We start from the raw sequence: 14512 nt of genomic DNA on the forward strand, positions 1-14512 counted from the left end.
GCCCATGAAATACCCGCTAACAACAGCTGCCCATTGAAACCACCCCGCACCTGCCCCATCTAACTTCCATACCCCATTGCGCAGGTGCCCCATGAGCGACCAGCAAGCATTCCCCGAAAACCCGAGCGACTACGCCGACCCCGAAAACGCCGAACACCTCACCTCAGAAGGCAAAGGCCTGGCCCTGCCGGGACAGAACCTGCCGGACAAGGTCTACGTCATCCCGATTCACAATCGGCCGTTCTTCCCGGCGCAAGTGTTGCCGGTGATCGTCAACGAAGAACCCTGGGCCGAAACCCTGGAGCTGGTGAGCAAGTCCGACCACCACGCCCTTGCCCTGTTTTTCATGGACACGCCCCCGGAAGATCCACGGCATTTCGACACCTCTGCCCTGCCGCTCTACGGCACCCTGGTGAAGGTGCATCACGCCAGCCGCGAAAACGGCAAGCTGCAATTCGTCGCCCAGGGCCTGACCCGCGTGCGCATCCGCACCTGGCTCAAACACCATCGCCCGCCGTACCTGGTGGAAGTCGAATACCCGCACCAGCCGAGCGAGCCGACCGACGAGGTCAAGGCCTACGGCATGGCGCTGATCAACGCGATCAAGGAACTGCTGCCGCTCAACCCGCTGTACAGCGAAGAGCTGAAAAACTACCTCAACCGCTTCAGCCCCAACGACCCGTCGCCGCTGACCGACTTCGCTGCCGCCCTGACTTCCGCTACCGGTAGCGAGCTGCAAGAAGTGCTCGACTGCGTGCCCATGCTCAAGCGCATGGAGAAAGTCCTGCCGATGCTGCGCAAGGAAGTCGAAGTCGCACGTTTGCAGAAAGAAATCTCCGCCGAAGTGAACCGCAAGATCGGCGAGCACCAGCGCGAGTTTTTCCTCAAGGAACAGCTCAAGGTCATCCAGCAGGAGCTGGGGCCTGACCAAGGACGACCGCAGTGCCGACCTCGAACAGTTCGAGCAGCGGCTGGTGGGCAAGGTCTTGCCACCGCAGGCGCAAAAACGCGTCGAAGAAGAAATGAACAAACTGTCGATCCTCGAAACCGGTTCGCCGGAGTACGCGGTCACCCGCAACTACCTGGAATGGGCCACCGCAGTACCGTGGGGTGTTTATGGCGAGGACAAACTCGACCTCAAACACGCACGCAAAGTGCTCGACAAGCACCATGCCGGGCTCGATGACATCAAGGACCGGATCCTCGAATTCCTCGCGGTCGGGGCCTACAAAGGTGAAATCTCCGGTTCCATCGTGTTGCTGGTAGGGCCGCCAGGCGTGGGCAAGACCAGCGTCGGCAAATCCATTGCCGAATCGCTGGGCCGGCCGTTCTATCGCTTCAGCGTTGGTGGCATGCGCGACGAAGCCGAGATCAAGGGCCACCGCCGCACGTACATCGGCGCACTGCCGGGCAAACTCGTCCAGGCGTTGAAAGACGTTGAAGTGATGAACCCGGTGATCATGCTCGACGAGATCGACAAGATGGGCCAAAGCTACCAGGGCGACCCGGCCTCGGCACTGCTGGAAACCCTGGACCCGGAACAGAACGTCGAATTCCTCGACCATTACCTGGACCTGCGCCTGGACCTGTCCAAAGTGCTGTTCGTCTGCACCGCCAACACCCTGGACTCGATCCCCGGCCCGTTGCTCGACCGGATGGAAGTGATTCGCCTGTCGGGCTACATCACCGAAGAAAAAGTCGCCATCGCCAAGCGGCACCTGTGGCCCAAACAGCTTGAGAAAGCCGGGGTGTCCAAAACCAGCCTGAGCATCAGCGACAGCGCGCTCAAAGCCTTGATCGACGGCTATGCCCGCGAAGCCGGTGTGCGCCAGTTGGAAAAACAACTGGGCAAACTGGTGCGCAAAGCCGTAGTGAAACTGATCGACGAACCCACCGCGGTGATCAAACTCGTCCCCAAAGACCTTGAAGCCTCCCTCGGCATGCCGGTGTTCCGCAACGAACAGGTGTTGTCCGGCACCGGGGTCATCACCGGCCTTGCGTGGACCAGCATGGGCGGCGCGACCTTGCCGATCGAAGCCACCCGCATTCACACCCTCAACCGTGGCTTCAAGCTCACCGGGCAACTGGGTGATGTGATGAAGGAGTCCGCCGAGATTGCCTACAGCTACGTCAGCTCGCACCTCAAGCAGTTCGGTGGCGACGCGAAGTTCTTCGACGAAGCCTTCATCCACCTGCACGTGCCTGAAGGTGCCACCCCGAAAGACGGCCCGAGCGCTGGCGTGACCATGGCCAGCGCCCTGCTCTCGCTGGCACGCAACCAGCCACCGAAAAAAGGCGTGGCCATGACCGGTGAACTGACCCTGACCGGGCATGTACTGCCGATTGGCGGCGTGCGCGAGAAGGTGATTGCGGCGCGGCGCCAGAAGATCTTCGAGCTGATCTTGCCGGAGCCTAACCGGGGCAGCTTCGAGGAACTGCCGGACTACCTGAAGGAAGGGATTACCGTGCACTTTGCCAAGCGGTTTGCGGATGTGGCGAAGGTGTTGTTCTAAGCCGGCAAACCCAACACTAAGCGACCCGACCTTTGTCGGGTCGCTCTGCTTGTATTGAACGACAGCGCATCACGTGAACCACTTGAGCACTAGCGTAATTACAAAACTTCACCGCTGATCATCTAAAAACTTAACTTCTAAGCGCGAATAGTTTTAAACAACTGTTAGAACTAACAGTATCACACCCGCCACCCCCTCATTATATTAGTTCTTCATTTAGCGCTTAATGATTAGGGAGCATCTTCATGTCGACCAATAAACCTGCACAGGAAACAAAATCAACAGGTTATTTCAAAGCAAGCCAGTACGGCAAAGAGTTATTTAACATCACCATCGTTGTTGCGCAAAACCATCAAGGCACTCTATTGCTTGAGGGCATTGACTTTACTCATCAAAACGCTTGTTCGGTGTGGATCAATCCATCCACTCCGAGTGGTGAACAGGCATTTGTGCCAGACACAGGCACTCGGGTTATTTTAATTACGCCGACGGGTGACCATTCCGCTTTCTCCGGAACCTTCAATGCCCAATTGGATAACCTGAATGAAAAATACAAAATGAGGTTTAAATTAAATTTCCACGGTAATAATCCCGATATCGAAGGTGAGCTTGACATTACTGGACTAAACCCTACTTAACTTCTACTTTTTCACCCTTACACCAGAGCCCGATGCCCTGAAAATTCTTCAATCCGGCTCTGGTCACAATTTGTTTCATCTTCGGTTATGCTCGCCGTTCGTCGTGAAACCGGAGCGCTTGACCCTATGTCCCCCATCCGCCTGCTGTTACCCCTGAGCCTCGCCCTGCTGGCCGCCTGCGCCAGTTCGCCGAAACAGAACGTCACAGTGGAGGCGCAGGACGAATGCCCGGTCACACTCACCGCCGGTCAAAACCTGATCCTGACCCTGCCGAGCAACCCGACCACGGGTTATCGCTGGGCCATCCAGGATTCGGCCGGTGGCGTGCTGCACGCGATCAGCCCTGAGGTTTACACCAACCCGCAGAACACCGGGCTGGTGGGCAGTGGCGGGCAATCGACCTGGCGCTTCCAGGCCTTCGCCGCCGGCTCCGGGCGTTTGCGCCTGACCTCTCAACAGCCGTGGGAACCGGAAGTAGAGCCCGCGCAAACCTTCGACTGTGCAATTACGGTGAACTGATCATGGGCTGGCTGATTCTGGCGCTGATGGGCGCGGTGACCTTTCTCTACGGGACGAGCGTTCATGCCGACTTGCTCTGTTTGCTGGTCAAACCGCTGCCGGTGCTGGCGCTGCTCGGCTGGCTGCACGATGCACCGCCCACCGAGTACCGTCGCTGGATCAGCCTGGGCCTGATGTTTTCTCTGGTGGGCGACGTGCTGCTGGCGATGCCCATGGACTTGTTCGTGTTTGGCCTCGGGGCGTTTCTGGTGGCCCACCTGCTGTACGTGAAAGCCTATGTGAGCGACTGTCGTCGCTGGGCGCTGTTGCCGCTGCTGATCGCGCTGGCGGCCGGCGCCGTGTTGCTGTGGGTGCTGACGTCCAAAGGCCTGGGCCCCTTGCTGATACCGGTGATCGTTTATGGCCTGACCATCAGCGCCATGCTCTGGCGGGCGCTGGCACGGCTCGGCACCGACGTGCCCAGGCGCTCGGCCTGGCTCGCGGCGGCGGGTGCGCTGGCGTTTGTGTTTTCGGACAGCGTGATCGGCATCAGCCGTTTTGTAGAGCCGTTTGCCGCCGCGCCGTACCTGATCATCCTCAGTTACTGGCTGGGGCAATGGGGGATCACGGCGTCGGCGTTCCACCCAAAACCGCGCTGAACTCCGTGGCGAGGGCGCTTGCTCCCGCTGGGCTGCGAAGCGGCCCCAACCCCAGCCCCGCATTCTTCCCGTCCAAATGCGTTCACCGGGAGACGACTGCTACGCAGCCGAGCGGGAGCAAGCGCCCTCGCCACAATGGATTGTCATGGTCCGCAGCGGTTTATCAGACAACCCGCGCATCCCCTCGCCAACTTGGCTAAAATGCCGGCCTTTTCCACCTCCACCGCTGGAACCGCCGTGAGCAAAGAACCCGATCGCCTTTTCGCCCAACCCCTGGCCCAGGTGCCTGACTTCGCCTTTAACGAGGACGTGGTGCGGGTGTTCCCGGACATGATCAAGCGCTCGGTGCCCGGTTACCCGACCATTGTCGAAAACCTCGGCGTGCTCGCGGCGCAATTCGCCCAACCGGGCAGCGTGCTCTACGACCTCGGTTCGTCCCTTGGCGCGGTGACTCAGGCCTTGCGCCGTCACGTGCGCACCGACGGTTGCCGGGTGATCGCGGTGGATAACTCGGCGGCGATGGTCGAGCGCTGCCGCGAATACCTCAACGCTCAGGACTCGATGTTCCAGGAGTTGCTGCCGGTTGAAGTGATCGAAGGCGACATCCTTGCGCTGGAGTTCAAGCCGGCGTCGGTGGTGGCGTTGAACTTCACCCTGCAATTCATCGCCCCGGACCAGCGCACTGCACTGCTGAGCCGCATCCGCCAGTCGCTGTTGCCGGGCGGCGCGCTGATCCTCTCGGAAAAACTGCGATTTGAAGACAGCGAGGAGCACGCCCTGCTCACCGACCTGCACATCGCCTTCAAACGCGCCAACGGCTACAGCGAACTGGAAATAGCCCAGAAGCGCAGCGCCATCGAAAACGTCATGAAGCCCGACAGCCTCCAAGAACACCGCGAACGCCTGCTGGCGGCCGGGTTCTCGAAAGTCGTGCCGTGGTTCCAGTGTCTTAACTTTGCCTCGTTGATTGCCTTGCCATGATTGATCTGTCTCCCCTCGCCCGCCGTCTGGCCGGCACACCGCTGGCCGACTGGGCCAACACCCTGCAAGCGCAACTCGATGCAAAAATGGAAAAGGGTCATGGCGACCTGGAGCGCTGGCAGAGTGCGCTGGACGCGTTGCCGAAGATCCAGCCGAGTGAAGTCGATTTGCTGAACGGCTTGACCCTGGACACTGACTGCGACGATGAAACCCGCGCCCAAATGCGCACCGCGTTGATGGGTTTGTCACCATGGCGCAAAGGGCCGTTCGACCTGTTTGGCGTGCACGTCGACACTGAATGGCGCTCGGACTGGAAGTGGTCGCGGGTCGCCCCGCACCTTGACCTCAAAGGCAAGCGCATCCTCGATGTCGGCTGCGGCAACGGCTATTACATGTGGCGCATGCTCGGTGCCGGCGCCGACAGCGTGATTGGCGTCGACCCGAACTGGCTGTTCTTCTGCCAATTCCAGGCAGTGCAGCGTTACCTGTCCGAGCCATCCGCGTGGCACCTGCCGTTTCCCTTCGAAGACCTGCCGCCGAACCTGGAAGGCTTCGACACCGTGTTTTCCATGGGCGTGTTCTACCACCGCCGCTCGCCGATCGAGCATTTGCTGGCGCTGAAGGATTGCCTGGTCAAGGGCGGTGAGCTGGTGCTGGAAACCCTGGTGGTCGAAGGCGACGAGCAGCAAGTGCTGATGCCCGAGGACCGCTACGCGCAGATGCGTAATGTGTGGTTCCTGCCGTCGGTGCCGGCGCTGATGCTCTGGCTGCGCCGCGCCGGGTTCAGCGATGTGCGCTGCGTGGATGTCAGCATGACCACGGTGCAAGAACAGCGCGGGACCGAGTGGATGAAGTATCAGTCCCTGAGCGACTTCCTCGACCCGGATGATCACAGCAAGACCATTGAAGGACTGCCGGCACCGATGCGCGCCGTGATCGTCGCCAGGAAATAACGCCCGATCCCCTGCCAATAGAGATCCCCTGTGGGAGCGAGCTTGCTCGCGATAGCGGACTGTCATTCAACATCATTGTTGACTGTAAGGCCCTCATCGCGAGCAAGCTCGCTCCCACAATTGATTTGCGTCGTGTCTCAGATCGCAGGTTTGGCCCGTCGCGCCTTGAAAAATTCGCTCAGCACCGTGCCGCACTCGTCCGCCAGCACCCCACCTTCAAACAGCACCCGATGGTTGAGAAAGCCCTGGGTGAAGAACTGTCCCTGGCTTTGCACGATCCCGGCTTTAGGCTCCAGCGCCCCGTAGACCACCCGGGCAATGCGCGAGTGCACGATCAACCCGGCGCACATGCTGCACGGCTCCAGCGTGACGTACAGCGTGCTGCCTGGCAGGCGATAGTTGCTGGCTGCCTGCGCAGCGGCGCGGATCGCGACCATTTCGGCGTGGGCGCTGGGGTCGCTGCCGCTGATCGGGCAATTGAAGCCGCGCCCGATGATTTCCCCGTCCTGCACCAGCACCGCGCCTACCGGCACTTCGCCGAGGGCGGCACCTTGTGCGGCCAGGGCCAGGGCTTCGCGCATGAAATGCTGATCGCGGCTGCGGTCGATGATCTGCGCGGGGCGAATCTGACGCATCACGCCACCTCGATGGCGGCCATCAGGCCGGTTTCCATGTGGTCGATCACGTGGCAGTGGAACATCCACACCCCTGGGTTATCCGCCACCAACGCCACTTGGGCGCGCTCGTTCTTGCCCAGCAGGTAGGTGTCGGTGAAGTACGGGGTGATCTTCTTGCGGTTCGAGGCGATGACTTTGAAGCTCATGCCGTGCAAGTGGATCGGGTGCTGATACTGGGTCATGTTCTTCAATTCGAAAATGTAGGTCTTGCCTTTCTTGAGCGTCGCAATCGGCCGGTCGGCGCAGGTCTTGTCGGTGATGTCCCAGGCCCGGCCGTTGATCTGCCAGAGGCTCGGCGGCTTGCCGTTGTCGACGTTCACCGACACCGAACCAACCCACTCGAAATTGAAGTTGAGTTTCTCGGCGTTGGCCATGTCCGGCTCGGAGATCGGGTTGGCCGGCAGGGCCGGTGGCCACTCGGTCGGCGCGTCGGTGTTGGCCACCGAGCGGAACGTGCCCAGGCGCACCGGGCCGTTGCGCAAGGACAACTCTTCGCCCGCCTTGGGTGCCTTGATCGCCAGGCAAATGCGCATGCCCGGGCCCAGCCAGTATTCCTTGCCCATCGGGCGCGGTTCGATCGGGTTGCCGTCCAGCGCATAGATCTGCGCCTCAACGCCCGGAATGTTGATGCGATAGGTCAGGGTGTTATCGAGGTTCAGCAAGCGCACCCGGGTGATCTGCCCGGCCGGCAACTCGACCACGGCTTGCGACACGCCGTTGATGGTCGACAAGCGCCCGGCCGTCCCGCCGCGAGCGGCTTCGCGAGGAACGCTGAACGCAACGAAGGCGCCCTCTTCATCGACGTGCCAGCTCTTGAGGCTCAGCGTTTTCTCGAACTTGAAACCGGTGGGCTCGCGCTCTTCGATAATCAGCGGCCCGACCAATCCGCGACCGAGCTCTTCGCTGCTGTTCACATGCGGGTGATACCAGTAGCTGCCGGCGTCCGGCACGCGGAATTTGTAGTCGAAGTATTCGCCCGGCAGCACCGGAAGCTGGGAGACGTAAGGCACGCCGTCCATCTCCAGCGGCAGGCGGATGCCGTGCCAGTGAATGGTGGTCGCCACCGGCAAGTGGTTGATGAAACGCACCCGCAGCCACTCGCCCTGACGCACGCGCAATTCGGTGCCCGGCGCCGATGGACCAAAGGCCCAGGCCTCGGTCTTGTGGCCCGGCACCAGTTCGACGTCCAGCGGTGCGGCGATCAGTTCGTAATCGTGCCCGGCCTGTTCGTCGGCCATTTTCCCCAGCCAGTAACGCGATGCGCCGCCGGCTCCCACGCCAACCACTACAAGACCGGTCAAACCACCGAGTATTTGTCGACGGGTAAAGGACATGGACTCAACTACCTCACGTATCAGCGGCGGACCTGCGCCCGCAAAAGGCGAATACGATACACCTGCGATTGCGAAACAGTAAGGGCGGCAAAGGGACACACATCACCTGTGGCGAGGGCGCTTGCTCCCGCTGGGACGCGAAGCGGCCCTAAAACCTGCAATCGCATTCCATCAGACACCACGCGCTGGATGGTTTTACGACTGCTTCGCAGTCGAGCGGGAGCAAGCTCCCTCGCCACTGGATTCGGTTACGCGTCCAATCCAGTGATCAAATGCACCACACCACCCGGCAACGTCATCACTCCCGGCACACCCGCTGCGCGCAAGGCGTTCTCGTCCAGCCGGGTGGCATCCTTCAACTCCACCCGCACCCGCGTCAACGCCACCGGCTGCTGCGACTTGAGGTTATCCCCACCCCCCAACGCGGCCACAATATCCGGCGCCAATCCGGACTCAACCTGCGCCACCTTCGGCTCATCCACCACCAGGTCCGGGGTCAGGGCCTTCCAGAACGCCCGCTGCATTTTCTCGAACATGCTCAGTTCTCCAGAGCCAATGAAGTATCGACAGTGGCCGCGTGATACAGGCGCAGCGCCTCGCGCACCTGATCGGCGCTTTCCAGGCCCAGCACTTGCTGGGCAATCGCCTGGCAATCGACCAGGTCGACCTCGCGAACCACGGCTTTGACCGCCGGAATCAGCGGCACGCTGACCGACAGCTCATCCACGCCCAACCCCAGCAACAGCGGCACCGCCAGGGTTTCCGAAGCGAGCGCGCCACACACACCGACCCACTTGCCATGGGCGTGCGCGGCTTTGACGGTGCTGGCGATCAGGCGCAGCACCGAGGGGTGAAAACTGTCGGCCTGGCTGGCCAATCGCGGGTGATCACGGTCCATGGCCAGGGTGTATTGAGTCAGGTCGTTGGTGCCGATGGAGAAGAAGTCCACCTCGGGGGCAAACAGATCAGCCATCAATGCGGCGGCCGGGACTTCAATCATGATGCCCAGCTTCGGCAGTTCCGTGAGCCCGAGGGCCAGCGCCTCTTCTTCCAGCATCTGCCGCGCCAGACGCAGCTCCGACAGCTGACTGACCATCGGCAGCATGATGTGCAGGCGCGCCAGCGCCGCGCTGCTCAAAATCGCCCGCAACTGCTCGCGTAGCAACTGCGGCCGCTCCAGGCACAGGCGAATCCCGCGCATGCCCAAAAACGGATTGGTCTCGCTGTCCATCGGCACGTACGCCAGAGGCTTGTCGCCGCCCACGTCCAGGGTCCGTACCACCAGATTGCGTTGCGGGCCGAGGGCGCGGGCGATGGCGCTGTAGGTCTGGGCTTGCTCGTCATACGTCGGCGCGCTGTGGCGCTCCAGGTACAGGAACTCCGAACGCAGCAAGCCAACGCCTGCGCCGCCCAGGCTCAGGGCCTGCTCGACTTCGGCCAGCGAGGCGACGTTGGCCGTGACCTCGATGTGATGACCGTCGCGGGTGGTGGCCGCCAGCGCTGCGTCTTGCAGCTCACGCTGGTGACGCTGGCGTTGCTGTTGATGCTGATGGTGCAGCGCTTCGATGGCCGATAACGTCGGGTTCAGGTGCAATTCACCTTTGTCGGCATCGAGCAGCACTTGCGTGCCGCTGGCCAGTGTCAGCACTTCAAGGGGCAAGCCGCACACCGCCGGCAAACCGAAGGCCCTGGCGAGGATCGCCACATGGCTGGTCGCGCCGCCGCCCACCGTGGCAAACCCCACGACTTTACGAGTGTCCAGGCCTGCGGTCTGCGACGGGGTGAGTTGTTCGGCGATCAGGATCGCCTGCTCCGGCAAGTCCCAGGCACTCTCCTGCACCCCGAGAATCAGTTTGAGCACCCGTTGGCCGACATCGGCAAGGTCCAGCGCCCGTTCGGCCAGCAACGTGCTGCCCAGGCTGTTGAACAGCGCCGACGTTGCTTCGGTGGCGCCCCGCCAGGCGAATGCCGCGCTCTTGCCCTCGGCCATCGACGCCTGGGCCTGCTCCAACAGACTCGGGTCTTGCAGCAGTTCCTGATGAGCCTGGAAAATCCCTGCCTGAGCCTCGCCGACGGCGTTGTCACGCAAGGTCTGCAACGCTTGGTCCGCCAGCCTCAAGGCCTGCGTCAAACGTGCGCGCTCAACCGTTTGATCCGCGCCGAACTCATCCACCTCAAAGCGCTGCTGCGCCACCTGCACCACCCGGCCAAACGCCGAACCTGGCGAGGCACAAACACCGCGCAGCAGGTTCATCGATGACACGGGAATCGCCACAATCGGCTCGCTCTTCACCGGCGCCATCAGCGTTTCACCGCACCCGGCCGCCAGCAACTCCACCAGGGTGTTGATCGCCTGTTCGGCATCCTCGCCCACGGCGCTGACCTGCACCGCATCGCCCTGCACCGTTTGCAGCGCCATGATCGCCACCAATGACTTGGCGTTGGCGCTGACCGTTTGTTTGTGCAGGCAAATGTTCGCGGCAAAGCCCTTCGCCGCTTGCGCGAAAATCGCCGCCGGACGCGCGTGCAGGCCATTGGGGTTGGGCAGGTTCACCGGTTTGGAGAACAACGCCTCGCCCTCCTCCTGCGCCGCAACGGCTGTGCGCTCCGCTGAAACATTCACCGTCAGCAAGGGCTGCCCGCTCGCCACCAGACCGCTGTCCGGCATCAACAGGCTGAACGGCTCGCCGCTGACCAGCAGCATCAAGGTCAGCAGGCTGCGTGCATGCACGGCCACGTAATCGGCATCGAACTCGATCAACGGCTGCCCGGCCTCCACGCGCTGACCTTCCTCGACCAACGCACTGAACCCCTTGCCCGCCAGGTTCACCGTGTCCAGGCCGATGTGCAGCAACACCTGCACACCGTTGTCGTCAGTGATGCTGATGGCATGCCCGGTGTGCTGAAGGTTGCTGACCACCCCGGCCAGCGGCGCGCAGAGGGTCTGCGAGGTCGGATCGATGCACAGGCCATCGCCGATCACGCGGCTGGCGAACACCGGGTCCGGCACCTGATCGAGCGGCATCAGCAGCCCGGACAGCGGCGCCAGCAGTTGCAGTGGTTGGGTTGTGGTCATGACGTCACCTGCGGTTTTGTTCTTTGAAGTGCCGATGGAGCGCGAGCCCCGCCAGCATCGCTTATTTCCACCAGTACTCGACCTGCAATCCGACGTTCGCACCATGGCGCGCCGTGCCGAAGGCACCCGTGTCGGATAACGCCGAGCCCGCCGCCAGTTCATTGGCCGCCCGTTTGGCCGCCTCGTTCCAGCTCGCGTAGGTGTAATACAGACGCACCTCGGGGCGTGCCCAAAAGTCCGGGCCTTTGGGGGACCAGGTCGGGGCGAACGTGAATTTACTCAGTTTGCGCGTGCCGCCCGGCGCCTCGACCTGATCGTGGCCCAGCTCGGTGACCAGTTTGAACTGTTCGGTGATCGCGTACGCCGGACGAATGCCTAAGGAAATCCAGTTCTGATCGTTGCCGTCCGGGCGGATGTCCTTTTGATAGACCGCCTCGACCTGCCCGCCAAAACGCGGCGTCACCTGCCAGTCGAAAAACTCCACCAGACGATAGCTTTTGTTGCTGTCGTCCAGGCCCACATTACCGGTGTAACCCAGGCCGGTGCCCGGGCCTTCGCCGTACTGCAGGGCCAGTTTGTTCTTGCCGCCGAAGAAGTTTTTCTGCACGTGCTGGGTGGTGATTGCCCAACCTGCATGGGCGTCGCGCCGGTCCGGTTTGTCGAGGTAACTCAGGCCGAATTCCAGCTCACCGTCCGGGTTGGTCTTGAACCCGGCGACGTTGAAGTCGTGCCGGGTGACGTAGTCCTTCTGGTAGAGGTTGTCCTTGCGCGAAAAGGCGTAGCTGTATTTCAGGTCGCCAATCTTCACGTCCTCGATACCGCCGCCCGTGGCGCTCTGGTTCCAGTAGTAGAAATCGGAAATGTGGATGTCGTTACGCTTGTAGTAACGCCGACCGGCCCACAACGAACCGCCATTGAGGCTCGGCATGTTCGACCACTGGGCGTACATCTGCGGCATGCGCACCGAGCCGTTGTCGCCCTGGAAAGTCAGGTTGCGGTCGTACTGGTTGTACAGCGACGCCATGCCGTCGACGCTGAGCACCGAACCGTCGTCGAGGGTGAGCAAGTCCTGGCGCAACTCCAGTTCCGCGTACTGCTCGCACTCGTTGCCCAAACGGTATTTGGACTGTGCGCCGGGCAACTGGAAACACGATTGCGAACTGCTGTTGACCGAGGTCCCGACGCCGCTGCGCAAGTAACCGGCAAACTCCAGCGCGTGGGCCGAAAGCGGCAATGCCAGGCACACACAGGACACCGCCAGGCTGCGATTGAGTAATGTCTTCAAGAACCACCCCATTATTTTTATTGTTTGCTGGGCAAAACCTGCGCGTAAAGCGTCCCCGCGCAGGGTTCTGCGAGTTGTGAAATCGGGTTTGTTTATTCAGTCAGGTGCAGCACGAACGACTCGTAAGGCCGCAAGAACAGCTGCGCAGATCGGCGCTCATGGTCGGAGTAATTGCTGATGACCAGCCGCTGCGCCAGTTGATCGCTGATGATCCCGTCCGGCAAACGGACTTCGCACGGCGCACCGTAGAAGTTGTTCACCACCAGCAACCGTTCGCCCTCGCCCTCGCGCAGATAAGCCCAAACGTGCGGATGGTCGGCCAGTAATTGGCGGAACACGCCGTCCTGAATCAACGGCTCGCTGCGGCGCAAGGCAATCAACTGGCGATAGTGGTGCAGCACCGAAGTCGTGTCGTCGAGCTGATTTTCGACGTTAATCAGCGTGGCGTTGGCCGGCACGCCGATCCACGGCTCGGTGCTGCTGAAACCGGCATTGGGTTGCGCGTTCCAGTGCATAGGAGTGCGACTGTTGTCGCGGGATTTCTGCATGATCGCGCTCATGCTCGACGCCTCGGACTCTCCGGCTTCGCGCTTGAAGCGGTAGATGTTCAGGGTCTCGACATCGCGGTACTGTTCGATGCGCTCAAAACCCGGATTGGTCATGCCCAATTCTTCACCCTGGTAGATGAACGGCGTGCCCTGCAAAAAGTGCAGCGCGGTGCCGAGCATTTTCGCCGAGACCACCCGGTGCTCGCCGTCATCGCCAAACCGCGACACCACTCGCGGCTGGTCGTGGTTACACCAGAACAGCGCGTTCCAGCCGCCCCCGGCCTGCATACCGGTTTGCCAGTCGCTGAGGATGCGCTTGAGTTCGAGGAAGTCGAAATCGGCGCGCACCCACTTCTGCATATTCGGGTAATCGACCTTCAGGTGATGAAAATTGAAGGTCATCGACAGCTCTTTCGAGTCGGGCCGCGAGTAACGAATGCAGTGTTCAAGGCTGGTGGAGGACATCTCGCCGACGTTGATCAGGTCGTGGCCGTCGAAGACTTCGCGGTGCATTTCCTGCAAGTAGTCGTGCACGTTCGGGCCGTCGGTGTAGAAGCGCCGACCGTCGGTGTCGTCCTCGGGGAAGTCCGCCGGTTTGGAGATCAGGTTGATCACGTCCAGACGAAAACCGCCCACGCCCTTGTCGCGCCAGAAGCACATCAGCTTGAAGACTTCGGCACGCACCAACGGGTTGTCCCAGTTCAGGTCGGCCTGGGTGTGGTCGAACAGGTGCAGGAAGTACTGGCCGGTTTGCGCCTCGTACTCCCAGGCCGAACCGCCGAACTTGGATTCCCAGTTGTTCGGCTGATCACGCCAGATGTAGAAATCGCGGTACGGGTTGTCGAGGCTCAAGCGCGCCTGCTGGAACCAGGTGTGCTCGATGGACGTGTGGTTGACCACGATATCGAGCATCAGTTTGATGCCGCGCCTGGCCGCCTCGGCAATCAGCAATTCGCAGTCGGCCATGGTCCCGTAGCTCGGGTCGATGGCGTAGTAATCGCTGATGTCGTAGCCGTTGTCGCGCTGCGGCGAGCGCAGGAACGGGGTGAGCCACAAGCAGTCGACCCCCAGCCATTGCAGGTAATCGAGCTTGGCCACCACCCCGAGCAGATCGCCCGTGGCGTTGCCAGCGTGGCTGTGAAAACTCTTCGGGTAGATCTGGTAGATCACCGAACGCTGCCAGTCTTGCATGGCTCAAATCCTTAAATAAATGCGCTGAGCATTGTTCATTTGTGGCGAGGGAGCTTGCTCCCGCTGGGCTGCGCAGCGGCCCAAGAACTAGTAAATGCATTTAGCCAAGCACACCGCGCCAGCCGGTTTACGGCTGCTTCGCAGCCGAACGGGAGCAAG

At 61.5% G+C, this 14512-nt stretch carries 11 protein-coding genes and 1 pseudogene; 6 read left to right on the forward strand and 6 right to left on the reverse strand.

Features of this window, described 5'->3' with window-relative positions; genetic code table 11:
• Window positions 1-91 precede the first annotated feature (91 nt).
• The 6 genes and pseudogenes from lon to cmoB all read left to right on the forward strand — a co-directional run bounded on the left by lon (window position 92) and on the right by cmoB (window position 6242).
• Window positions 92-2513: pseudogene (gene lon / locus AABM54_RS20600) on the forward strand (endopeptidase La).
• A 245-nt stretch (window positions 2514-2758) separates the two neighbouring features.
• Entirely contained in the window at window positions 2759-3151 is a 393-nt protein-coding gene (locus AABM54_RS20605) for a hypothetical protein (protein WP_347901820.1), read from the forward strand.
• 126 nt (window positions 3152-3277) lie between these two features.
• Complete coding sequence (locus tag AABM54_RS20610; protein ID WP_347901821.1) at window positions 3278-3670, forward strand: protease inhibitor I42 family protein; 393 nt, start codon at window positions 3278-3280, stop codon at window positions 3668-3670.
• A 2-nt stretch (window positions 3671-3672) separates the two neighbouring features.
• Window positions 3673-4308 carry a lysoplasmalogenase gene (locus tag AABM54_RS20615; RefSeq protein WP_347901822.1) on the forward strand — a complete coding sequence of 212 codons (636 nt, stop codon included), beginning with the start codon at window positions 3673-3675 and terminating at the stop codon, window positions 4306-4308.
• A gap of 237 nt (window positions 4309-4545) precedes the next feature.
• Window positions 4546-5289: a carboxy-S-adenosyl-L-methionine synthase CmoA gene (gene cmoA, locus AABM54_RS20620; RefSeq protein ID WP_347901823.1), complete on the forward strand. Its 744-nt coding sequence runs from the start codon at window positions 4546-4548 to the stop codon at window positions 5287-5289.
• On the forward strand, window positions 5286-6242 hold the full coding sequence (gene cmoB, locus AABM54_RS20625) for a tRNA 5-methoxyuridine(34)/uridine 5-oxyacetic acid(34) synthase CmoB (protein ID WP_347901824.1): 957 nt from the start codon (window positions 5286-5288) through the stop codon (window positions 6240-6242). The genes cmoA and cmoB overlap by 4 nt, the downstream gene beginning before the upstream one ends.
• 137 nt (window positions 6243-6379) lie before the next feature.
• Here the strand turns inward: cmoB and tadA are convergent, their stop codons facing one another.
• The 6 genes from tadA to treC all read right to left on the reverse strand — a co-directional run bounded on the left by tadA (window position 6380) and on the right by treC (window position 14353).
• A complete protein-coding gene (gene tadA, locus AABM54_RS20630) occupies window positions 6380-6877 on the reverse strand; it encodes a tRNA adenosine(34) deaminase TadA (RefSeq protein WP_347901825.1) in 498 nt (165 codons plus the stop codon).
• The gene (locus tag AABM54_RS20635; protein ID WP_347901826.1) at window positions 6877-8253 is read right to left on the reverse strand and encodes a multicopper oxidase family protein; all 1377 of its coding nucleotides are present in this window, start codon (window positions 8251-8253) and stop codon (window positions 6877-6879) included. Before AABM54_RS20635 ends, tadA begins: the two co-directional genes overlap by 1 nt.
• 248 nt (window positions 8254-8501) lie before the next feature.
• Window positions 8502-8789: a PTS transporter subunit EIIB gene (locus AABM54_RS20640; RefSeq protein WP_347901827.1), complete on the reverse strand. Its 288-nt coding sequence runs from the start codon at window positions 8787-8789 to the stop codon at window positions 8502-8504.
• Between the two features lie 2 nt (window positions 8790-8791).
• Entirely contained in the window at window positions 8792-11329 is a 2538-nt protein-coding gene (ptsP, locus tag AABM54_RS20645) for a phosphoenolpyruvate--protein phosphotransferase (RefSeq protein ID WP_347901828.1), read from the reverse strand.
• Between the two features lie 61 nt (window positions 11330-11390).
• The gene (locus AABM54_RS20650) at window positions 11391-12614 is read right to left on the reverse strand and encodes a carbohydrate porin (protein ID WP_347901829.1); all 1224 of its coding nucleotides are present in this window, start codon (window positions 12612-12614) and stop codon (window positions 11391-11393) included.
• 92 nt (window positions 12615-12706) lie between these two features.
• Window positions 12707-14353: an alpha,alpha-phosphotrehalase gene (treC, locus tag AABM54_RS20655; RefSeq protein WP_347901830.1), complete on the reverse strand. Its 1647-nt coding sequence runs from the start codon at window positions 14351-14353 to the stop codon at window positions 12707-12709.
• Between the last annotated feature and the right edge of the window lie 159 nt (window positions 14354-14512).

This window comes from Pseudomonas purpurea (genome assembly GCF_039908635.1).
GTDB lineage: Bacteria > Pseudomonadota > Gammaproteobacteria > Pseudomonadales > Pseudomonadaceae > Aquipseudomonas > Aquipseudomonas purpurea.